Source organism: Pseudarthrobacter sp. AL07 (assembly GCF_029960665.1).
In the GTDB taxonomy this organism is placed as follows: Bacteria; Actinomycetota; Actinomycetes; order Actinomycetales; family Micrococcaceae; genus Arthrobacter.
In genome coordinates, this window is the sequence record NZ_JASBRB010000016.1 from 15,195 (window position 1) to 35,678 (window position 20,484).

A 20,484-nucleotide genomic window follows, 5' to 3' on the forward strand; every position below is an offset into this window, starting at 1 on the left:
CCCTGTGGATAACACCGCGAGCCACCCCCGGACGCGCGCAATAGCAGGCCCGGACTCAGGCCACGGAGCCCGACTCGAGGGCGGCACGCAACTCCCGCACCGCCGTCGTTCCTCCCGCCATAAACCAGTCCAGGCCGTTGACCCGGACCGTATCCGTGGCGCCGCCGGCGGCCCGGACGATTGCTTTGCCGGGCAGCCAGTCCCATTCCGGGCAGCTGTGCTGGAACCAGCATCCCAGCTGGCCATCGGCCACCCTGCCCAGGTCGCAGGACCCGGAGCCGAACATCCGCAGCGCCGCGGCGGAGATGGCCGCCGCGTGCCACGGCATGGCGCAGAGCGGGTCCATCAGCCAGGTGGGGTGGATATACGTGGCCGCCCCGAGTTCGGCGAGCGCGGTCGCGTTACGTGCCCTGCCGTCCGGGACAGCGCCCGGGTCCCGGTAAGCGGTTAGCAGTTCGCCGTTCAGTGTTGCCGCGTGGGCCGTACCGCCGAGCCAGAGCTTGTCCTCCTCGGGCTGGAAAATCGCGCCGAGCAGGACATCGGATGTGTCTTTAAGGGCAATGGCCGAGCACCAGTACGTGGATCCGTGCAGGAAGTTGTAGGTGCCATCCACGGGGTCGATCACCCAGGTACGGCCGCTGGTTCCGGCCACCGAAGCGCCCTCCTCCCCCAAGATGCCATCCTCCGGCCGGCAGCGCTGCAACTGCCCCAGCACGTAAGCTTCCGCGGCGTGGTCCGCGGCGGTCACCACGTCGGAGATGGAGGTTTTCTGCTGGGACTGCAGTCCGGCCATGCGCATCAGGAGGGCGAGCTGCCCGGCTTCGCGCACCAAAGCGGATGCCAGCTGGTAGTCGTCCAGGGCGGGGTCAAGTTCAAGGGTGCTGTGCCGGCCAATGGTCATGGATCCAGTTTAGGTGGAGTGATAATGGTGGCATGGCCAAAACCCCAGCGCAGCGGATCAAGAAGCACGGCTCCAAGGCGGCTGTCCCGCAGCACAGCCTTCCGCCGGTGATCAACCCCACCACCGGCCGTTCGCCGCAGAAGGCCCAGAACAACACCAACCTGATCCTCATCGCGGGCGTGACGGTGAGCCTGTTCCTGTTCTGGTACGTCCATCTGCTCACGCTGCAGCAGCTCACCCAGCTTTCCGGCGAGCTGGCCATGCCCGACTCGCTCGTGGGAGGTTTTGACGCCGGCTACATTGGCCAACTGAACGCCGTCATGGATGACGACGCCCGCGGCCAGCTCAACTACGTCCACAAAACGGCCGGCACACTGTTCCCGCTGATCTTCGGCTTCACGTGGCTGCTCCTGATCGGGACCAACGTCGCCAAAAAGACGCTCCGCTGGGCTCTCTGGGCGGTGCCGCTGCTGTTTGTGGTGGTCCGGCTGTGGGGCAATGTCGCCATCGACGCCGCGCTGGGATCGGAAACGGCCGACGCCGGCCAGGTCGCCTTGGCGTCCGGGCTTACGGTTGCGGGGTGGGTGCTGTTCGTTCTTAGCCTGCTGACCGGGGCCGCGGCAGTGTTCCTGCGCAAAAAGCCCGCAAAAACCCTTTAGGCCCGCGCGGCAGCAGTGGCGCGCCCGTCCTTGCGCTGCCGGCGCACACGTTGGGCGATCACGAGGCCCGCGGCCGCTACGCCTACGGTGACCGGATAACCCATCAGCCGTTCCAGCGTGCCCGGCTCCGGCACGTCCAAACGCGTGAGGCCGCCGGTCACCAGTGCGGCGAGCGACATCAGCCCGCACACCAGCACGAACCACCCCAGGGGCGTCTGCCGCAGCCACAACACGCCCAGCAGCAGCAGTGCCAACGCGCCGGCCAGGAAGTACATCAACGCGCCGACGAAGTGCCAGCCGGAGCCGACGTCTTCCGGCACCAGCCCCACGATTATGGTCCCGGCACCGGCGGCGCCGGTCAGGATCCGGACGCAGACCGCAGCCAACCAGGGCTTCCGGCGCGCCGGCTGGACCCTGGCCCCGGCCCGGGCAGCGACACACAGCAACCCCGAGCCCAGCAGCACTGCACCGAGCAACATCCCCAGGCCCTGGACCACAAAAGAGGCGTTCATCAGCCAATGCAGCGGCGAACACACGTCCCGTCCGTCGTAGATCCCGCAGTTAAGCGCGCCGAGGTCGCTGATGTATCCGGTCCGGCGGTCGTAGGGTTGCGGGCCGCCCCAGGCTCCGATCACGGCCGTTTCCGCCACAAAATACTGCAGGACACTCAGGACGGACCAGGCGCCGATGTACTGGCGGGTGGAGGCTGTGTCCGGGAGGTAGGCCCCGGCGGGGGCGGATGTCGGGGCTGATCTCATGCCAAGAGCGTAGTACGGCCCACCACCTTGTATGCTTGTATCCGTGTCCGGACGGACCGGCCCTGCCGGAACAGCGGACACGCGCCCTCGTAGCTCAGTGGATAGAGCACGGCTCTCCTAAAGCCGGTGTCGTTGGTTCGATTCCAATCGAGGGCACTTGAATCTTCCTTCCCCGGAGTTCGACCTCCGCTCCTACCTGCTCGGCCCCTCGCAGGCCGGGAACCTTCCCATTCAGGGGAACTGGGCCGTCGAACGGCAGCTGCTGGACCGGTCCACCGGCACCCACGGGACCTTTGCCGGCGTCGTACGTTTTTCCCCCACGCACGACGGCGGCCTGGACTTCCGTGAAGAAGGCACCATGCGGTGGCCTACCTTTACCGGCCCCGCCTCGCGCGAATACGTCCTGAAACCCGCCCCCCGGCCGGACGCCCTGGACGTGTTTTTTTCCGACGGGCGGCCCTTCCACCGGATGAGCTTCAGCCCGGAGGCCAGCCAGGACCGGCACTGGTGCGATCCCGATACGTACCGCGTGGCGTACAACTACGAAGGCGCGGACGCATTCAGTTACACCTGGGATGTGACCGGCCCGCGCAAGGACCTGCTGCTGACGTCCGCCTTGAAGCGGCTGGTCTAAAGCGACTTGCCTGAAGCGGCCCGTCGGAACAGGCTAGGCTCGGTACCGTGAAAGCCCGCATCGTTGTCTCCGCCGTCTGTGTCTTCGACGACGCCGGCCGGCTCCTGACCGTCCGCAAGCGCGGCACCAGCATGTTTATGCACCCCGGCGGCAAACCCGAAGCCGGTGAAACCGCCGTGCACGCCGCGGCGCGGGAACTTCAGGAGGAAGTGGGGATCGTTGTAGATCCGCGCGAGCTGGAGCTGATGGGCGTCTGGACCGCCGACGCCGCGAACGAGGCCGCCACGGACATTGAGGCCACCGTGTTTACGGCACCCGGAACCTGGACGGCACACCCCTCAGCTGAGATCGCCGAGATCCGCTGGCTGGATCTGGCAGCGCTGGACCGGGGCGCGCCGCTGCCCGCGGACCTCGCCCCACTGCTCACCGACCACATCCTGCCGGAACTGGCTGCGCTGCGCCGCTGAGAACTTGGGCTAGAACTCCGGAACGGCTTCCGCTGCCACGGCCGTGGCCTCGGCGAACTGCGTCTGGTACAGCTCGGCGTACCGGCCGTCAGCGGCCAGCAGCTCAGTGTGGCTCCCGCGCTCCACGATCTGCCCGCCCTCCACCACCAGGATGACGTCTGCGGCACGGATCGTGGACAGCCGGTGGGCAATCACGACGGCGGTGCGCCCCTCGAGCGCGGCGCCCAGGGCCGCCTGCACCGCGGCTTCGTTCGTGGAATCCAGTGCGGCGGTGGCCTCGTCCAGGATGACCACCCGGGGCTGGGAAATCAGCAGCCGGGCGATGGTGAGGCGCTGGCGTTCGCCGCCGGAGAGCCGGTAGCCGCGCTCCCCCACCACGGTGTCCAGGCCGTCGGGCAGGGACCGGATCATGGTCTCGAGGCGGGCCTGCCGGATGGCGTCCCACATGTCCTCTTCGGTAGCGTCCGGCCGGGCGAGCCGGAGGTTGGACGCGATCGACTCGTGGAAAAGGTGCCCGTCCTGGGTAACCATACCCAGGGTGTCCCGCAGGGAATCGAAGGTGGCGTCCCGGACGTCCAGCCCGGTCCCGGGAAGGGTGCCGCCGAGCCGCACAGCGCCGGAATCGACGTCGTACAGCCGGGAAAGCAGCTGCGCGATAGTGGACTTTCCGGCACCCGATGAACCCACCAGGGCAACGGTCTGCCCCGGTTCCACGCGGAAACTGATGCCATGGAGCACCTCTTCGCCGCCTCGGGTGTCCAGCGTGGATACTTCCTCGAGCGAGGCCAGTGAGACCTTGTCCGCGGAGGGGTAGGCGAAGCGGACGTCGTCGAACTCCACCGAAACGTGTCCCGGCGGGATGGCCACGGCGTCGGGCTTCTGTTGGATCAGGGGCTTGAGGTCCAGGATCTCAAAGACCCGCTCGAAGCTGACCAGTGCACTCATGATTTCCACGCGGGCGCTGGACAGGGCGGTGAGCGGGGCGTACAGGCGGGTCAGCAGCAGTGCCAGCACCACGACGTCGCCCGCGGCGAGCTGCCCGCCAATGGCCAGCCAGCCGCCCAGCCCGTACACCAGCGCCAAGGCGAGCGCGGAGACCAGCGTCAGCGCGGTGACGAAGGTGAACTGCAGCATGGCGGTGCGGACGCCGATGTCCCGGACACGGCCGGCCCGGAGAGCGAACTCGCGGGACTCCTCATCCGGCCGGCCGAAGAGCTTCACCAGCGTGGCGCCCGGAGCGGAGAACCGCTCGGTCATCTGGGTGCCCATGGCCGCGTTGTGGTCCGCGGCCTCACGGCGCAGGTCCGCGAGCCGGGAGCCCATCCGGCGGGCGGGGATGAGGAAGATCGGCAGCAGGATCATGGCGAGCACCGTGACCTGCCAGGAGGTCCCGAGCATCACGATCAGCGTCAGGATCAGGGCCACCACGTTGCTGACCACACCGGAAAGGGTTCCGGCGAAGGCGGACTGGGCGCCGATGACGTCGTTGTTCAGCCGGCTGACCAGGGCCCCGGTGCGGGTACGGGTGAAGAACGCAATGGGCATCTTCTGCACATGGTCAAAGACCCGGGTGCGCAGGTCCACGATCACGCCTTCGCCGATGTTGGAGGACAGCCAGCGGCTGACGAGTCCCACCCCTGCTTCGGCTACGGCCACCACGGCGATCAGCATCGCCAGCCGGATCACTTCGTCGGTACCCGCCTTGGCCACGATGGTGTCAACCACCTGGCCGGCCAGCACGGGCGTGGCGACAGCCAGGAACGCCATCACAATGGACAGCGCCACAAACGCGATCAGTTTTGTCCGGTGGGGGCGGGCGAAACCCAGCACCCGCTTCAGCGTTGCCTTGGAGAAGGGCCGGGAGCCGTTCTTGGCCCGGGAGATGTTGTACAGGGAGTGCCAGGCAACGCCGTCCATGCTCATCGCTGGTGCCCCGCCTGTGAGGAATCGTCTGCCATCAGTTCAGTTACCGTTCCGTTGTCCACATTCCACCGTACATCCAGCCGCACGTTCTCCAGCAGCCGCCTATCGTGCGTCACCAGCAGCAGCGCACCCTCGTAGCTTTCCAGGGCCTCTTCCAGCTGCTCGATGGCGGGCAGGTCCAGGTGGTTGGTGGGTTCATCCAGGACCAGCAGGTTCACTCCCCGTGCCTGCAGCAACGCCAAGGCTGCGCGGGTGCGTTCCCCCGGCGACAGTGAATCCACCGGGCGCGTGGTGTGGTCCGCCTTCAGCCCGAACTTGGCCAGCAGGGTTCGGACCTCGGCCGGCGTCAGGTCCGTGAGCACGGCTTCGACGGCGTCGCCAAGGTTGAGATGGCCGGCCAGCAGCCCGCGGGCCTGGTCAATTTCGCCGACGGCTACCGAGGCTCCCATGGCCGCGTTGCCGGCGTCGGGCATCTGCACGCCCAGGAGCAGGCGCAGCAGCGTCGACTTGCCGGCTCCGTTGGGGCCGGTGATCCCGATCCGCTCCCCCGCGTTAAGCTGCAGGTTCACCGGGCCCAGCGTGAAGCTTCCCTGCTGCACAACGGCGTCACGCAAGGTGGCCACCACCGCACTGGAGCGCGGCGCCTGGCCGATGGTGAACTGCAGCTGCCATTCCTTCCGCGGCTCCTTCACCACGTCCAGCCGGGCAATCCGGGATTCCATCTGCCGGACCTTCTGTGCCTGCTTTTCCGATGACTCGGTGCTGGCGGCCCGGCGGATCTTGTCATTGTCCGGGCTCTTCTTCATGGCGTTCCGCACGCCCTGGGAGCTCCATTCGCGCTGGGTCCGGGCACGGGAGACCAGGTCTGCCTTGGTGGAGGCGAACTCCTCGAATTTTTCCCTCGCGTGGCGCCGCGCCACGGCGCGCTCCTCGAGGAAGGCTTCGTAGCCGCCGTCGTAGACCGCCACGGAATTCTGCGCCAGGTCCAGTTCCACAATGGTGGTGACGCAGCGGGCCAAGAACTCGCGGTCATGGGAGACCAGCACCACACCGCCGCGCAGGCCCTGGACAAAAGCCTCCAGTTTGGCCAGGCCGGCGAGGTCAAGGTCGTTGGTGGGCTCGTCCAGCAGCACAACATCGAAACGGCTGAGCAGGAGCGCGGCGAGTGCCACGCGGGCGGCCTGGCCGCCGGAGAGCCCGGTCATGGGAGCGTCGGCTCCGGTGTCCAGGCCGAGGTCGGCCAGGACCGGCGGGATGCGTTCGTCGAGGTCTGCCGCGCCGGAGGCCATCCAGCGGTCAAAGGCCAGCGAGTAGGCGTCATCGGCTCCCGGTGCACCGGAACCCAAAGCCTCGGCGGTGGACTCCATCTCCAGCGTCGCCTGGGCGCAGCCGATCCGGCGCGCAATGTAACCTGCCACAGTCTCGCCGACGACGCGCTCGTGTTCCTGGGGCAGCCAGCCCACAAAGGCATCCGCAGGTGCGAGGCTGACGCTGCCGGACTGGGGCTGGTCCACGCCGGCCAGCAGTCGCAGCAGGGTGGATTTGCCGGCGCCGTTGGCGCCCACCACACCCACCACGTCGCCCGGGGCCACCGTGAGGGAAAGTTTGGCGAACAGTGTCCGGTGGTCGTGGCCGCCGGAAAGATCTTTGGCAACAAGGGTTGCAGTCATAGGTTGGTCCATCCTCTCCCGCCGCCCGGCCGGAGGAGCCCGCTTGAATCGGCCCGAAACTGCGGTGAATCCGCAATGTGCCGCCCCGAAAAGTGCCCGGGCACTAAAGAGCCCGCCGGTCCGGACTTGGGGGGTGTACGGACCAACGGGCTCGACCATCAAGCATAGTCGACTCAGGACGCCGCAACAAACCGTCTGCGGGGATCAGGCTAAAATCGGAAGCGACCATCCGTTCAGCAGAGAGCCGATATGCCCATTCCTGCCAAAGCGTTCCAGCGCTGGCTGCACGGCATCGCCCCCAATACGAGCACGTCCGACATCTGCCGCGTCTCCGGCATCAAGCGGACCACCCTTGCCCAGCAGCTTGTCCGGGGCAAGGTGGCAGAGACTACCGTGGTGAGCATCAGCCGGGCGTACAACGTCAATCCCGTTTCGGCGCTGGCGGCGTTCGACGCCTACAGCCAGCTCACGGACACGCGCCCGCCTACAAGGCCAGAACTGGTCAGCCAGATCTCCACCACGGATCTCCTGCGGGCAGTTTTGGCCCGTTCAGTCGCGGACCCGGGCGGGGAACCTGCTGTTGCCGCGCCGGCCGGTTCGTCGGCGTTGGAGCCGGCCCCGCACGCCACCTCGGTCAAGAACTGGGTGGAGGCCATCGACGACGGCGAACTGCGGCACCGGGTCTCCGCTGCCACCGGAATCGCCCCGCAGAACTATTCGGCACAACTGACCGCGAACCGGCTGGCGCCCGAACTGGCGGTTGCCACCTCCCTTGCCGCCGGCGTCGGCCCTGCCAGCGGCCTGGTGGCCACCGGGCTGGTCACGGAGGCGGAGGCAGGCTGGCCTCCCGAAGCCCGGCAGGCCGCGCTCGACAGCCTGTCCGACGGACAATTGACCACGCTGGCCGGTGACCGGCTGCAGACACTCGGCCGGGCCCTCCGCCGGCAGGAACATGACCATGAAAAAACCGAAAAGATCTGGGAGAACCTGGGATGATCGAAATCCTGCAGTGGTCCACGCTGACTGTCTGCGGCCTGGCGGCCATCACGCGCGTTCCCAGTGCCCTGAGGGGGAAGAACAGGACAGTCTTCTACATCTTTGCCCTGATGACGCTCGCCACCCTGCTCAGCATCCGGGCGCCGTACTTTGCCATCGACCAAGCGCTCGGCGGGGTTAACGTGGCGAATCTGCTGCTCCGCTTTGTCATCTTCGCCGCTATTTTCTTCGTGGGTATCCGCGTCACCCGGGGCTTTGGGGCCGACAGCGCTTACCGGCTGCTCACGGGACGGATCGGGATGGCCATCCTGGGCCTGATCTCCCTCGCCGTGCTTGTACTGTTTCTCATGATGGATACGGCAGGGTCCTCCGCCGGATTAGTCGCCATGTCAGACCGGAGTGACAGGAACGGTCTACTGGTGGAGTACTACGGTGCAGCAGGCCGCGCCTACCCTGCCTACGTTTCACTGGTCCTGCTGCCGGCCATGGTCCGGGCCTGCCGGAGCAACCTTCCGGCCTTGATCCGGGTGGCGGCATTGCTGCTGGTTCTCGGATCGGTCGCCATTGGCGTGAGTCTGTTGTTCCCGGTGTTCCCACCGGCGCTTGGCTCAGTGGAGTTTGTCATCAACTACACAGCCGTCCTGTGCTTTGTCATCGGGCTGGCGCTGATCTGGGTAGCCAAGCTGCGGTCCGGGTTGAATGCGCCTGGGAAAAAGACTTCTACCGGAAAGTAACCCTGCGTGCTTTCACAAAATCATTAGACATGGCACAATCATGAATGTGTGAAGTTGGGTGCCGGTGTTCACGAACGGGGATAGATTCTGGACGCCGGGCCCGTTGAGTCTTTGCATTCTTTGGGGGGATGAGTGGTGGCGGGCCGTTGGGGACCGCCCCCACTCAGCCGTTTAACGGCCAGGCAGCATTTAATGCCCCGCCTGAGTGCTGACTCACCCCAGTGCTGCCCCGCCCGAGTGCGGCGGAACATTTGGCATCCATGCCGCACCTACCGCGCGAACCTCAACGTCACCAGCTGGAACGGGCGCAGCAAAAGCTCCACCGACTGCTCTGCCGCGGCAGCGTTGACCCCGGGTGACTCGATGATCCGCTCCAGCAGGTCCGTGGCCTGAACGGCCGTGACCGGGAAGTGCGCCGTGAGTACGCCCGCGGACCGCTGCCCGAGGGACTCGTAGAGGCGTACCACAACGTCGCCAGAACCGTCCTCGGCAAGCTTGACCGCCTCGATGACCAGGGCCGGGTTGTCCACGGCGAACAGCGGCTCCGCGCCGTGCGTGCCCTTGACCAGCCGGGGCACAAGGTTGGTGCGGTACCCCTCCTCCACGGCTTCGGCGATTCCGGCACCAGGGCGGATGGTCACGGTCAGTTCCTGGGGGCCGCGGTCCGACGTCGGGTCCGGGAACTTCGGTGCCCGCAACAGGGAGAGACGCACCGAAGTGGTGGTTCCGCCGTCGGAATCCCGCACGCTCCTGGTGACATCGTGTCCGTAGGTGGCAGCATTGGAAATCGCAACACCGTAGCCGGGCTCGGCCACGTGGATCCAGCGGTGCGCGCAGATCTCGAATTTGGCAGCCTCCCACGAGGTGTTGACGTGGGTGGGACGGAAGACATGACCGAATTGGGTTTCCGAAGCGGAGCGGTCGGCCCTGACGTCCAACGGGAAGCCCAGTTTCAGCAGCTTCTCGCTCTCCTGCCACTCCACGGCCGTGGTGATGGTGAGGGATCCGCTGCCGGCCTCCAGCGTGATCCGCTGGGTGACCGGTGACGAGCCGGCAACCCGGTCAACCACCACAACCGCACTGGGTCCGGCATGCTCCAGCCGGATGGCCTGCGCCGCTGTGAGGGCCGTGACGTTGCGCCGGTAGAACTCATCGATGTCCCAGGCGTCCCACTGGTTGGGCGTGTCCCGGTGCAGTTCCAGCAGGTTGCCGCGCGCACCTGGAGCGATGGCTTCTCGTCCCGTGGCGTAGTCGGTCAGGGAGGCAAGCAGGCCATCGGCATCCAGGACCGCCCTGATGATGCCGTTGTCCAGCACATGGCCGCCATTCAGCGCGGTTGCCTGAACCGGCCGGCCGGCCGGCGAAAGCTCTGCAGCCGCCAACGCCGGAACCCCGTTGCGCGCGTGCGGTGCGGCGTTGAGCAGGAAGGTCCGCGATCCCCCGCCGAGGAGCACGGCCGCCGCCTTCCCAATGAGGATTTCTAGGCTGGCGCTGATGGCGGCGTAGTTACGTTCCGCGTCCTGGTGGACCCAGGCGATGGAACTGCCGGGCAGGATGTCGTGGAACTGCTGCAGGAGCACCAACCGCCATAGCCGCTTCAGCTCTGCTGCCGGGTACTCGAACGAACCGGGGTTGCGGACGGCAGCGGTGGAGCACCAGAGTTCGGCCTCGCGGAGCAGGTGTTCGCTGCGCCGGTTGCCCCGCTTGGTCTGGGCCTGGCTCGTGTACGTGCCGCGGTGGAGCTCCAGGTACATCTCCCCCACCCAGACGGGCAGGGAGGAGTGCTCTTCCTCCGCCTGGGTGAAGAAACTCTCGGCGGAACCCACCCTGACTTTGGGCGAGCCTTCGAGGTCCGCGGTGCGGCTGGCGGCCGCCAGCATTTCGCGCGTGGGCCCGCCGCCGCCGTCGCCGTAGCCGAACGGGACAAGCGAGCTGTTGCCGTGCCCGTGGTCGCGGAAGTTCCGCTCGGCGTGCGCCAGTTCGCGTCCGCTGAGCTCGGCGTTGTAGGTGTCTACGGGCGGGAAGTGCGTGAACAGCCGGGTGCCGTCGATGCCTTCCCAGTTGAATGTGTGGTGCGGCATGCGGTTGACCTGGTTCCACGAGATCTTCTGCGTCAGGAACCAGCGGCTGCCCGCCGACTTGACGATCTGAGGCAGGGCCGCGGAATAGCCGAAGGAATCCGGGAGCCAGGCTTCGCGGCATTCGACGCCGAACTCGTCGAGGAAGAAGTTCTTGCCCTCAATGAATTGCCGTGCCATGGCCTCGCCGCCGGGCATGTTGGTGTCCGACTCGACCCACATGCCGCCCACCGGGACGAACTGACCGGCCTTGACCTTTTCCCGGATCCGGCTGAAAAGCTCAGGGTAGAACTCCTTCATCCAGGCCAGCTGCTGGGCTGACGAGCAGGAGAACACAAAGCCCGGATCCTCATCCATCAGCGCCACCACGTTGGAGAACGTCCGGGCACATTTGCGGATGGTTTCACGCACCGGCCAGAGCCAGGCGGAGTCGATGTGGGCGTGGCCCGTAGCCACCAATTGATGGGCGGAAGCATAGGCGGGCCTGGACAGGACTTCCGCCAGGGTTGCCCGCCCGGCTCCGGCGGTGCCCGGGACGTCGTCGGGATCCATCTGGTCCATCATGCGCTCCAGCGCACGGAGGATCTCATGGCGCCGCGGCTGTTCGGTGGAGAGTTCGTGCATGAGCCCGGCGAGGGTCCAGATGTCCTGCTGTAGTTCCCAGACTGTCTGGTTGAGTTCGGCGATGGCGATCCTGCCCAGCCGGTACTGCGGCGCCGTGCCTGATGTTGCCTTATCCCCGTAGGGTGTGGCGGCGAAGGTCCAACCTTGCGCCATGTCCGGGTTGGCGGCCGCTTCAACGTAGAAGTCAACGGACATGCCGCTGCCCAGGAGTTTCAGGGGAATGTACTGGTTCCGGGGCGAAATTGCCTTGATGATGGTGCCATCCGGGCGCCAGGCGATGCCCTCGCACTGGAATCCGGGGGCTTCGTTGATGAAGCCCAGGTCCACCACGATTTCCACCGCGGTGTCCGGGCCGGTGCCCCACGCCTCCGGGACGTCGCCCTGCAGGCGCAGCCACTTGGTGCCCCACGGCTTGCCCCAGGCGGCACCGTGCTCCTGCGGCTCGAAGTGATTCCGCAGTGCATCCAACACGGGCACGGGTTCGCCGGGGGCGTCCCAGCTGCTCAGGTTCAGCGGAACGGTGCGGGCGTAAACGGCGGGAATAATCCGCTCGCGGACAAACCGGTCCAGGCGGACCTCGGTGATCCGGCGGTCGTCATGCAATGTGAACCCTCTTCGGTGCTTGAACTGGAGTATTCGAGTCCGGACCAAACGCGTCCAATCGATGGATGAAATCTACCGGCTAGTAGCTCAATAGCCAAGCGTCAGGGTAAATCTCCGCCGAAGGGGCTGGTACCGCTGTTATCCCTGCGCGTTCGCGCCTAATTCGGCCGCGTCCTCCCCGGGAACCGGCTCCGGAACCTGCGCGGGAACGTGCGGGGCGGGCAGCGTAATCCTGCCCTGCCCGGCGTAGACATTCAGGCTCGTGCCCCGGCTGAATCCTGCCAGGGTCATCCCGCTGGCCTCCGCCAGCTCCACAGCAAGGCTCGACGGCGCACTCACTGCCGCCAGTACGGGAATGCCCGCCAACGCTGCCTTCTGGACGAGTTCAAACGATGCGCGGCCCGAGACCTGCAGGACCAGCCCGGTCAGCGGAAGCAACCGCTCCCGCAGGGCCCAGCCCACTACCTTGTCCACGGCGTTGTGGCGCCCCACATCCTCGCGGAGGCACAAGAGCTGCACGCCACCGTCGTCCGTTATCCGAAAAAGGCCCGCGGCGTGCACTCCGCCGGTAACGTCAAAAACGTCCTGGGCTTCGCGGAGCCGTCCTGGCAGGGAAGCCAGCACGTGGGCGGGCACGGTCAATGGATCCGCTGCGGGGCTGAAATGGGAGGACTTGCGCACTGCCTCGATCGAGTCCGTGCCGCAGATACCGCAGGAACTTGAGGTGAAGACGTTCCGTCCTTTCGCAGGGAGTTCGACGTCGGGCCGCAGCTGGGCTTCCACCACGTTGAACGTCTGGACGCCGTCTTCGTCCTCGCCGGCGCAGAACCGCAGCGATACGAGCTGCTCGGGAGCCCAGATGATCCCCTCGGACACCAGGAAGCCGGCCACCAGGTCAAAGTCGTCCCCGGGCGTCCGCATGGTCACCGAGAATGACAGCGGACCAAGCCGGATTTCCAGCGGCTCTTCGACGGCGAGGACGTCCTCGCGGTGGCGGACCGGGAACTCGAGGGCATTAGGCGAGCCATCCAAAACATACTTGTGCACCTTGCGGCGCTGCGTCACGCGCCCCATCAGCGAACCGCCAGACTGTCTTGAAGGGCCCCGTGGACGTTCCGGACCTGCCGGCTGGCGCTGTTCATAGGTCCATCATTGCACCACTGGCCGAACTGTGGCGTACGGGATTCCGCAGCACGTCAGCCAAGCAGGGCACTCCAGTCCACCGGACCGGCGGGCTTCGCAGTGTCCTTGCCAGCTGCCCGGGTGGCTGGTTTCGCGCCGGACCTACTCTTGGTCCTGCTGCCCGGCTGCTCGGGCGCTGGCACCGGCGGTCCCCACGGCAAGGCAAACGCCGGGACGGGTTCGCCCAGCCGCACCCCATGCGGCGGAACAACCATCACCCCGTGCGCCGACGCCAGTCCGCGCATCATCCCGGGACCGGTGTGTTTGGCCGGTGACGCCATCCCGTACAGAAGCCGGAACGGCATCAGCCTGGTCCGGCCCGGTTCAGCCTCGATGGTGGTCCCGCACGGGACTTCCTGCACCGGCGGCATGGCGCCGTGGCCCAGCGCGGCCAGCAGGGGTTCGCCCACCGTGGACAGTGCCATCATGGCGGCCAGCGGGTTTCCGGGGAGCCCCAGGACAAAGCGCCCATCGGGGAGTTCGGCCAGGACAGCCGGATGACCGGGGCGCATGGCGATGCCGTCGATAACCAGCCGCCCGCCCAGTTCCTCAATAGCGCGGCGGAGGTGATCGGTGTCCGAGACGCCCGTACCGCCGGTGGTGATCACGACGTCGGCCGGCAGCGCGGAGGGGTCGGGAACCTCGGGCGGGAGGTCCGCCAGGCCGCCCAGCCACTCAGCGTACGAGTCGCCGATCCGTTCCTGGCCGCCATTGATGCCGCCAAGCATTTCCACAACGTCAGCGAGCTGCGGACCGAAGGTGTCGCGGACCTGTCCGGGGACCGGCAGCCCCTGGGCTACAACTTCGGAGCCGGTCAGCAGGAGCTTAACCACCGGCTTGCCCCGGACCAGCAGGTCATCGTGCCCGGCCAGGGCCGCGACCGCCAGATGGGCCGGGTTCAGCGTTACGCCGGCCTTGACCAGCACCTCTCCCGCGGCGGCTTCCTCGCCGGCCTTCCTGATGTGCTGGCCGTTCCCGGGCTCGCCGGGGCGGACGGCGCCGCCGGTCATCAGCAGCGGCAGGCCGTCGTCGTCCATAACAAGCACTGCACTTTCGCTGCGCAGGACAGACTTAGCCCCGGGCGGGATCAGCCCGCCGGTGACGATGGGGCTGGCCTGGTGGGGTGCCAGCCGCTGGCCGGCCTCCGCCACGATCCACGGACCGCTGCCGTTGACGGCCCAGCCGTCCATCGCAGATGACGCGTAGTGCGGCATGTCGTGCAACGCCGTGATGTCGCTGGCCAGGACCCTGGCCAGCGCCTGGCCCAGGGGAACCCGGCCCGGCGGAATCGGGGTGGCGATATCAAAAGCGGCCTTGCGAGCCTCCTCCCAGGTATGGGCAAGGTGCTTTGCCGGGGCTGCCTGCTGCTGGGGCTTTTCGGATACGTCGCCGGGGGCGGCGGTCACTGAACGGAAGTCATTCGACGGGGGTCCCGGCAGATTCGGAATCATAGTCAGCAGCGAGGGTGCGGGCACGGTCCATGGCGGCGGTCATGGCGGCAGCGTTCGTAGCCTGTCCCGATCCAGCAGCCAGGCCGGCGGCGAATCCGGCAATAAAGGTGGTGAGAGGGGCGGCCGGGCGGACCACTGAGTGTGCCGCCACACCGGCCAGCGACAGAATGGTGTTGACGTCGATCTGGACGTCCTCCAGTTCATACGCCTGGAGCAAGGACCTGCACCACTCTTCCAGCGTCTCTTCCTGGCTTTTCACGCTCTGCCTCCCAAATCGTCTGCGGCAGTGTTGCCCCGGAGCCCGCTTAGGGGATCCGAACCGGCCACACCAAGTGCGGCGGCATCGTCCCAGGTGTCCACGTCGGCCGTGGAGCCGGCCGGAACGGCGACAAGCTGCACGTCCAGACTAGCAAGGAGTGCCCGCACCGACCCGTTGATTAATCGTCCTGCGGTTTCCAGTTGACTGACAGATTGATGTAGCGCGGCTGTGCTATAAAATCCAACCAGCGGCTGGCTGCGGCCATCCTCCGAGACGGCCACCACGCCGTCCGGTTCCCGGCCCGAGTGCTGACCCTCAAAGCGTCCCGTACCGGGGCCCCGTGAACGCATCGCAGCCTTCAGTACCGCCACCGCCTGCCCCACGTTGGGCATGTCGCAGGCCAGCACAAGCGTCAGCCCGGGGCGGCTTCCGCCCGCAGCGGCCAGTGCCGCCAGCCCGGCCGCAATGGCAGCCGCTGGACCGCTAAACGGCGGTTCCTCGCGGCAGCGCAGAAACCCGGGCGGTACGTTCCAGCCATGCACTTCCACAGTGTCCGGACCAACTACGACGGCGGAACGGGCTCCCCCGGCAGCGGCCACGGAGCGGCGCAACAGGGAGTCGCCGTCGTACGTCAGGCTCTGTTTGGGCACACCACCGAGCCGCGACGAACGGCCGCCGGCGAGGATGACGGCATCGAAGTCGAGGGGGTCAGCGTCCACCCTCCCAGCTTAACGGTGCGGGGGCTGAAATACTGTGCGGGGCTGGCCCTTGCGGCCGGAATTCAGGCGGCCCGTTCCGGCAACAGGAACGGGTCCCAGGCCGGCGTGGGCTTCTCCAGTTCCTTGATCTGCCAGATAGTGCCATGCGGCGGTTCCGGTACAAACCTGAGCTTCCAGCCCATTTCAGCCGGAGTGTGGTCGCCTTTGGTGTTGTTGCAGCGAAGGCAGGCGGCCACCAGGTTCTCCCAGGAGTCGGCGCCGCCACGTGATTTGGGCTGCACATGGTCAATGGTGTGGGCGCCTTTACCGCAATACGCGCACCGGTGACCGTCCCGCCGCAGGACTCCGCGGCGGCTGACCGCAGTGCCCTGGTTGTATCTCGGGCGGATGTAGCGGTTCAGGAGAATCACGGACGGGCGGCCCAGAATCTCCTGGGGCCCCACCACAGGGTCATCGCCTTCGGCAATAACACTGGCCTTGCCCGTGAGCACAAGCACCAGCGCCCGGCGGAAGGTGACTACCGCCAGCGGTTCATATCCAGCATTCAGAACGAGAGTGCGCATGCACGTACCTCTTCGTGGCCGCACCCGTCAGGGGCACGAGGGCCGGCTGCCCCCGGCATATCCGGGCTATGGATCGACACCACAAGAGTAAACAAAGAATCCCGGGATCAACTAATTTCGGCCGCAGCAGCAGTCACGTGTCGGATCGGGCCACGCGTCCGGGTGCTGCAGCAGCCCTGCCAACAACAAAGGACCCCAGCCGTGCGGCAGGGGTCCTTTGAAGATCGACTTTGGTGCTAGCGCACGCGGATGTAGACCGGTCCTGAACCAACATTGGCGCTGAACACAACAGTCTGGTTGCCGTTGTAGCCGCCGTGCACGGCCTGGCCGTTACCGGCATAGACGGCAATGTGGGCAACGCCGGCGCCGCCATCAGCGTAGTACAACAAATCGCCGGGCTGGGCCTCGGCTGCACTAACGGTCGTACCCAGAGACAGGTAGCCGGCAGGCCAGTCGCGGAAATTGATGCCCACGGCGGCCAGGGCATTGGTCACCAGCATGGTGCAGTCCTGCGTCACACCCAGCTGGGCGTACGCAGCGGAGAGGATGGCAGCACCCTTGCCGCTGGCAGCGACCGGAGCCGAGGGAGCTGCCGGAGTTGCCGACGCGACCTTGATGGTTGCCGCGGCCTTGGCCGGAGCCGGAGCCGGAGCTTCAACAACCGGCGCGGGAGCCTCAACAGGAGCCGGCGTGGTGGTCACGGCCGGCTTCTCGTACGAGATGGCAATGGTGGAGGCGGCCGAAATGATGGCCGGCGCGGAAACACCAACTTCAAGGTTCGAAGCGGAAGCAGCTTCACGCTGGACCCCGGAGTCTGCCGCGTTTGCAGCGATGCCACTGGTCAGGACAAGGCCGGAGGCAGCAGCGATAACCGCGGCCTGGCGGCCCATGCCACCGGCGTTGTCGCCGACAGCCTTGGCAATGACAGCCAGCGAGTTGGTCTTGGTGACCTCGGCGCGGTGCCGCGCAACAGTTGCACGTGTAGTCATTAATTTCTCTCTTTCGTTTTCCTCAGGACCGCGTGGGCAGCCCAAGGGCTTTGGACGCGCCGGCATCTTGGGGGTACGCCGGCACGCCCCGAACGGGGATTTAGCGAAAAGTTTCCAGCGAAGAACGGCTACGGCAGCACAGGGCTGCAGGAACTGCTGGATTGAAGGAACTACGGGGCCAGCGTGAAGAACGCGGAGGAGCCCGTGGATGCCACGGAGTGGAGCAGAGTGCCCTGTGACGGGTTAAGTGCGCTGATCATCATGCCGTTGCCGACGTAAATGCCAACGTGGGCGCCGCCATTCTGCATGACCAGATCACCAGGAACCGGCGTGGCGGTGGGCCGCATGGCCGTCCAGGCATTGGTGCGGGGAATGCTGATGCCGGCCTGGGCGTAGACCCACTGCGTGAAGCCTGAGCAGTCCCAGCCATTGGGAGTGGTCCCGCCCCAGACGTAGGGGCGGCCGATACCGGTGTAGGCAAGTGCTGCCAGACCCGAAGCGGCGGCTGAGGAGACACTGTCAGCGAGCTTGGAGGCCGCGGCCTCGGTTGCCGCAGCACCCTGAGCCCCGGTTTCGGAGGCCGTGGACTGCGCACGGACCGTTTCAACCTTCGGTGCCGGCGTGGTCTTGATGACGGGGCGCTCGAAGGAAACGGTAGCCGTGGGCGCCGCAGTTACGGCGAGTGCCGTCTGCGCTGAACCGGACTCGGTAGAGGCCGAAACGCCGGCGGTGGTATCCGCGGCGTTGGCCGGAAGCCCCATGCTCAGGATCAGACCTGACGCAGCTGCGATAACAGCAGCCTGGCGACCTACGGTCCCGGCATTGGCACTGACTGCCTTGGACACAGAGCCCAAGGGGTTGGTGCGAACCGGTTGCGCGCGGTGGCGCGCAGAATTATGGCGTGAAGACACGAAGGTAGCCTCTCCCAATGCCTGCGAGGTGAGCTGTCGGATTCGGATGGGAGTCACCCGGCCACGCTGCTTCACAGTGGAAGCTTTGCGACTTAACCCCAAGGTCTTCAGATTCGAAGACCAAAATTGGTTCCCCCGCCCCTGCCAGACGATGTCATGCGAACGGACCTTGAGCGGTGGCAGAGCTAGGCAATCCACTCAAGAACGTCAACTTCGGAAAAGTTGACGCGCTTTAGACGTTACAGGAGTTCAGCGCCAATGTCACATTCAGGTCACGGCAGGTCACGGCGATTCGAGAGTTTGCCATCATTTGATTCAGAGCCAGCCGCTGGGGTCAACGACTTCGCCGTTTACCTGGACCTCGAAGTGGAGGTGGCAGCCCGTGGAGGCGCCCGTGGTGCCGCTGAGGGCAACCACATCGCCGCGGTTGACCGTCTGGCCCATCTTGACGTTGGCGGAGGAGAGGTGGTTGTACGTGGTTTCAAGGCCGTTGCCGTGATCCACCACCACGCGGTTGCCGCCACCGTACTGGTGCCAGCCAACGAAGGTCACGGTGCCGCTGGCAGCAGCCAGGACAGAGGTTCCGCACTGCGCTGCGAAGTCCTGGCCACGGTGGAAGTCGCCGGAGCCGCCGGTGATGGGGCTGACCCGGAATCCGAAGGGAGAGACTGTAGCCAGCTGGGCCAGCGGCGGGCCGAGGCTTCCGGCAGAGGCGGCGCGGGTAATGGATCCCGCGGACTGGGCGCTCAGCAGCTGCTTCAGTTTGCCGTCGGGATCACCTTGGGTTACCACGGACGAGCGGCTGAAATCTATTTGGGCGGCGGCTTCGGCAGTGACTTCAGGTTGCGGAGCCGCGGAAACGGCCGACGCGGCCTGGCCGGGTGCCGGAGTTGCCATCACGGGGCCGGTCACAGGAACCGTCACGGTGAGAGCCAGGCCTGTTGCCGCAAGGGCGATGCCGGCCTTCTGGCCCAGGCCACTGGCAGCGGCGAAGTCCGTCATCTGCCGGAAGGGTCCCCGGCGGCGGCGTGCTTCCCGCTGTGGGTCGCGGGGCCTCTCCGCGGTGAAATCCTCGGCCACTCTCGGCGCCGAAGCGGGACCAACCGCGCGACGGCGGCCCCTGGAGTATTGCGTGGTCAAGAATGTTCCTCTCTGGATAGCCTGCGAAGTTAGCTGTCGGATTCGGGTCTAGAGAGTTCAAAGACCCGGTCCGCCATGACAAGCACTTGACGCAGAGATACCCCGTGAGGATCCTTCGCTGGAAGAGGCTTGCTGCTGACGGACTTCACCCCAAGGCAGTCTCGCGACTGCCGGTTGTGGTTCCCCCGCCTCTGCCAGTTGGTGACTCGTGCACCTGATCCGCTGGCAGAGCTCGGCTCCGGATCAGGTAACGCTTTTATATCGACGCTGCGGTCCAAGTATAGGCGATTAAGTTGGACAGTAACAATTCCGTTATCTTTGCGGAACCTGGCGCCATTGCGCTATGGCGCGGCCCCGCGTGAGGGAGTCGACGTCCCGTCAGCGGACGGAAACGAAGACGTGGGATGCCACTTCCGGCGGGAGCTCGAGCGCCCCTTCTATGCCCGGAACCCGCACGGAGATGTACTCCCCCACGCGTTCCAGGGACACCGAGGCGCCGGGCCTGATTCCGCCTTCGTCCAACTGGACCAGCAGCTCAGGCTCCACCTGGATGGGCTCGGCCAACCGGCTGACCGTTACGTTCGACGCCGGCCCGTAGCCCTGCATCGCGTCCAGGAGATTAATCACGCCGGCATCAGGCAGCGCCGACGCCGGCCCGCCCAGGGCCGCCAGCCCGGGGATGGGATTGCCGTAGGGAGACTCGGTGGGGTGGTTGAGCAATTCGTAAATGCGCTGCTCAACGCGTTCGCTCATCACATGCTCCCAGCGGCACGCCTCATCGTGGACGTAGGCCCAGTCCAGGCCAATCACGTCCGCCAGGAGCCGTTCCGCCAGCCTGTGCTTGCGCATCACTTCCGTGGCGCGCTTCCGCCCGGCCCCAGTCAGTTCCAAGTGGCGGTCTCCGGAAACCACCACCAGTCCGTCGCGTTCCATCCGGCCGATGGTTTGGGACACGGTGGGGCCGGAATGCCGCAGCCGTTCGGCGATGCGTGCGCGAAGAGCAACGATGTTCTCTTCTTCAAGCTCCAAAATGGTCCGAAGATACATCTCCGTAGTATCGATCAGATCCGTCATCCAGCTCAGCTCCTCGAGCGCAGTACCTTGCGTTGTCCCACCGTATCGCGTCCAGCAGCGGCGAGGTCCGGTAAAAAGCTTAGCCTATTTTGAGTTTGTCCGGATAATCCCCGGACGGGTCCACATGGTCTCATTGGCCGGACTATGAC

At 66.3% G+C, this 20,484-nt stretch carries 19 protein-coding genes, 1 tRNA gene and 2 riboswitches; of the genes, 6 read left to right on the top strand and 14 right to left on the bottom strand.

Annotated features, from left to right (window positions below; all coding sequences use genetic code 11):
• Positions 1-55: 55 nt before the first annotated feature.
• Positions 56-901 (bottom strand): inositol monophosphatase family protein, encoded by an 846-nt coding sequence (locus tag QK290_RS12845; protein WP_282331031.1) that lies wholly within the window; start codon positions 899-901, stop codon positions 56-58.
• A 32-nt stretch (positions 902-933) separates the two neighbouring features.
• On the opposite strand from QK290_RS12845, the gene QK290_RS12850 reads away from it, so the two are divergent.
• Positions 934-1,560 carry a hypothetical protein gene (locus tag QK290_RS12850; RefSeq protein ID WP_282331032.1) on the top strand — a complete coding sequence of 209 codons (627 nt, stop codon included), beginning with the start codon at positions 934-936 and terminating at the stop codon, positions 1,558-1,560.
• Here QK290_RS12850 and QK290_RS12855 read toward each other — a convergent pair.
• Positions 1,557-2,318, bottom strand: coding sequence for a DUF998 domain-containing protein (locus QK290_RS12855; protein ID WP_282331033.1), 762 nt, complete (start codon positions 2,316-2,318; stop codon positions 1,557-1,559). The two genes, QK290_RS12850 and QK290_RS12855, sit on opposite strands and share 4 nt — an antisense overlap.
• An 83-nt stretch (positions 2,319-2,401) precedes the next feature.
• Here QK290_RS12855 and QK290_RS12860 point away from each other — a divergent pair.
• The 3 genes from QK290_RS12860 (at position 2,402) to QK290_RS12870 (ending at position 3,419) form a co-directional block, all read left to right on the top strand.
• A tRNA-Arg gene (locus QK290_RS12860) sits at positions 2,402-2,474 on the top strand.
• A gap of 40 nt (positions 2,475-2,514) precedes the next feature.
• Positions 2,515-2,952 (top strand): DUF6314 family protein, encoded by a 438-nt coding sequence (locus tag QK290_RS12865; protein ID WP_282331083.1) that lies wholly within the window; start codon positions 2,515-2,517, stop codon positions 2,950-2,952.
• 47 nt (positions 2,953-2,999) lie between these two features.
• A complete protein-coding gene (locus QK290_RS12870; RefSeq protein WP_282331034.1) occupies positions 3,000-3,419 on the top strand; it encodes an NUDIX domain-containing protein in 420 nt (139 codons plus the stop codon).
• A gap of 9 nt (positions 3,420-3,428) precedes the next feature.
• On the opposite strand, the gene QK290_RS12875 is transcribed toward QK290_RS12870, so the two are convergent.
• Entirely contained in the window at positions 3,429-5,342 is a 1,914-nt protein-coding gene (locus tag QK290_RS12875) for an ABC transporter ATP-binding protein (RefSeq protein WP_282331035.1), read from the bottom strand.
• Positions 5,339-7,012 carry an ABC-F family ATP-binding cassette domain-containing protein gene (locus QK290_RS12880; RefSeq protein WP_282331036.1) on the bottom strand — a complete coding sequence of 558 codons (1,674 nt, stop codon included), beginning with the start codon at positions 7,010-7,012 and terminating at the stop codon, positions 5,339-5,341. Before QK290_RS12880 ends, QK290_RS12875 begins: the two co-directional genes overlap by 4 nt.
• 249 nt (positions 7,013-7,261) lie before the next feature.
• On the opposite strand from QK290_RS12880, the gene QK290_RS12885 reads away from it, so the two are divergent.
• Together QK290_RS12885 and QK290_RS12890 are read left to right on the top strand one after the other, a co-directional pair.
• The gene (locus QK290_RS12885; RefSeq protein ID WP_282331037.1) at positions 7,262-8,008 is read left to right on the top strand and encodes a hypothetical protein; all 747 of its coding nucleotides are present in this window, start codon (positions 7,262-7,264) and stop codon (positions 8,006-8,008) included.
• Positions 8,005-8,742 carry a hypothetical protein gene (locus QK290_RS12890; protein WP_282331039.1) on the top strand — a complete coding sequence of 246 codons (738 nt, stop codon included), beginning with the start codon at positions 8,005-8,007 and terminating at the stop codon, positions 8,740-8,742. Before QK290_RS12885 ends, QK290_RS12890 begins: the two co-directional genes overlap by 4 nt.
• A 269-nt stretch (positions 8,743-9,011) precedes the next feature.
• Here the strand turns inward: QK290_RS12890 and QK290_RS12895 are convergent, their stop codons facing one another.
• The 10 genes from QK290_RS12895 to QK290_RS12940 form a co-directional block, all read right to left on the bottom strand.
• Positions 9,012-12,047, bottom strand: a complete 3,036-nt coding sequence (locus QK290_RS12895; protein ID WP_282331041.1) for a glycoside hydrolase family 38 C-terminal domain-containing protein — start codon at positions 12,045-12,047, stop codon at positions 9,012-9,014.
• Positions 12,048-12,185: 138 nt separating this feature from the next.
• Positions 12,186-13,121: a formate dehydrogenase accessory sulfurtransferase FdhD gene (gene fdhD / locus QK290_RS12900; RefSeq protein WP_282331042.1), complete on the bottom strand. Its 936-nt coding sequence runs from the start codon at positions 13,119-13,121 to the stop codon at positions 12,186-12,188.
• A 122-nt stretch (positions 13,122-13,243) separates the two neighbouring features.
• The gene (locus tag QK290_RS12905; RefSeq protein WP_282331044.1) at positions 13,244-14,635 is read right to left on the bottom strand and encodes a molybdopterin molybdotransferase MoeA; all 1,392 of its coding nucleotides are present in this window, start codon (positions 14,633-14,635) and stop codon (positions 13,244-13,246) included.
• Positions 14,636-14,645: 10 nt separating this feature from the next.
• The gene (locus QK290_RS12910) at positions 14,646-14,939 is read right to left on the bottom strand and encodes a DUF6457 domain-containing protein (RefSeq protein WP_282331046.1); all 294 of its coding nucleotides are present in this window, start codon (positions 14,937-14,939) and stop codon (positions 14,646-14,648) included.
• Positions 14,936-15,658 (bottom strand): NTP transferase domain-containing protein, encoded by a 723-nt coding sequence (locus QK290_RS12915; RefSeq protein WP_282331047.1) that lies wholly within the window; start codon positions 15,656-15,658, stop codon positions 14,936-14,938. The genes QK290_RS12910 and QK290_RS12915 overlap by 4 nt, the downstream gene beginning before the upstream one ends.
• Positions 15,659-15,720: 62 nt before the next feature.
• Entirely contained in the window at positions 15,721-16,221 is a 501-nt protein-coding gene (locus tag QK290_RS12920) for an HNH endonuclease (RefSeq protein ID WP_104062827.1), read from the bottom strand.
• Positions 16,222-16,457: 236 nt separating this feature from the next.
• Positions 16,458-17,210 carry an NlpC/P60 family protein gene (locus tag QK290_RS12925; protein ID WP_282331049.1) on the bottom strand — a complete coding sequence of 251 codons (753 nt, stop codon included), beginning with the start codon at positions 17,208-17,210 and terminating at the stop codon, positions 16,458-16,460.
• Positions 17,211-17,380: 170 nt separating this feature from the next.
• Positions 17,381-18,055, bottom strand: coding sequence for a C40 family peptidase (locus QK290_RS12930; protein ID WP_282331084.1), 675 nt, complete (start codon positions 18,053-18,055; stop codon positions 17,381-17,383).
• A 70-nt stretch (positions 18,056-18,125) separates the two neighbouring features.
• Positions 18,126-18,288: riboswitch (cyclic di-AMP (ydaO/yuaA leader) on the bottom strand.
• A 148-nt stretch (positions 18,289-18,436) separates the two neighbouring features.
• Complete coding sequence (locus QK290_RS12935) at positions 18,437-19,261, bottom strand: peptidoglycan DD-metalloendopeptidase family protein (protein WP_282331050.1); 825 nt, start codon at positions 19,259-19,261, stop codon at positions 18,437-18,439.
• Between the two features lie 3 nt (positions 19,262-19,264).
• Positions 19,265-19,509, bottom strand: a riboswitch (cyclic di-AMP (ydaO/yuaA leader).
• A 130-nt stretch (positions 19,510-19,639) separates the two neighbouring features.
• A complete protein-coding gene (locus QK290_RS12940; RefSeq protein ID WP_282331051.1) occupies positions 19,640-20,335 on the bottom strand; it encodes a metal-dependent transcriptional regulator in 696 nt (231 codons plus the stop codon).
• Positions 20,336-20,484: the final 149 nt, after the last annotated feature.

Excerpts from the sequence above, each read along its gene's own strand:
- QK290_RS12845 (WP_282331031.1), bottom strand. The coding sequence starts at position 901 with ATGACCATTGGCCGGCACAGCACCCTTGAACTTGACCCCGCCCTGGAC.
- QK290_RS12850 (WP_282331032.1), top strand. The coding sequence starts at position 934 with ATGGCCAAAACCCCAGCGCAGCGGATCAAGAAGCACGGCTCCAAGGCG.
- QK290_RS12855 (WP_282331033.1), bottom strand. The coding sequence starts at position 2,318 with ATGAGATCAGCCCCGACATCCGCCCCCGCCGGGGCCTACCTCCCGGAC.
- QK290_RS12875 (WP_282331035.1), bottom strand. The coding sequence starts at position 5,342 with ATGAGCATGGACGGCGTTGCCTGGCACTCCCTGTACAACATCTCCCGG.
- QK290_RS12880 (WP_282331036.1), bottom strand. The coding sequence starts at position 7,012 with ATGACTGCAACCCTTGTTGCCAAAGATCTTTCCGGCGGCCACGACCAC.
- QK290_RS12885 (WP_282331037.1), top strand. The coding sequence starts at position 7,262 with ATGCCCATTCCTGCCAAAGCGTTCCAGCGCTGGCTGCACGGCATCGCC.
- QK290_RS12890 (WP_282331039.1), top strand. The coding sequence starts at position 8,005 with ATGATCGAAATCCTGCAGTGGTCCACGCTGACTGTCTGCGGCCTGGCG.
- fdhD (WP_282331042.1), bottom strand. The coding sequence starts at position 13,121 with ATGGGGCGCGTGACGCAGCGCCGCAAGGTGCACAAGTATGTTTTGGAT.
- QK290_RS12920 (WP_104062827.1), bottom strand. The coding sequence starts at position 16,221 with ATGCGCACTCTCGTTCTGAATGCTGGATATGAACCGCTGGCGGTAGTC.
- QK290_RS12925 (WP_282331049.1), bottom strand. The coding sequence starts at position 17,210 with ATGACTACACGTGCAACTGTTGCGCGGCACCGCGCCGAGGTCACCAAG.
- QK290_RS12940 (WP_282331051.1), bottom strand. The coding sequence starts at position 20,335 with ATGACGGATCTGATCGATACTACGGAGATGTATCTTCGGACCATTTTG.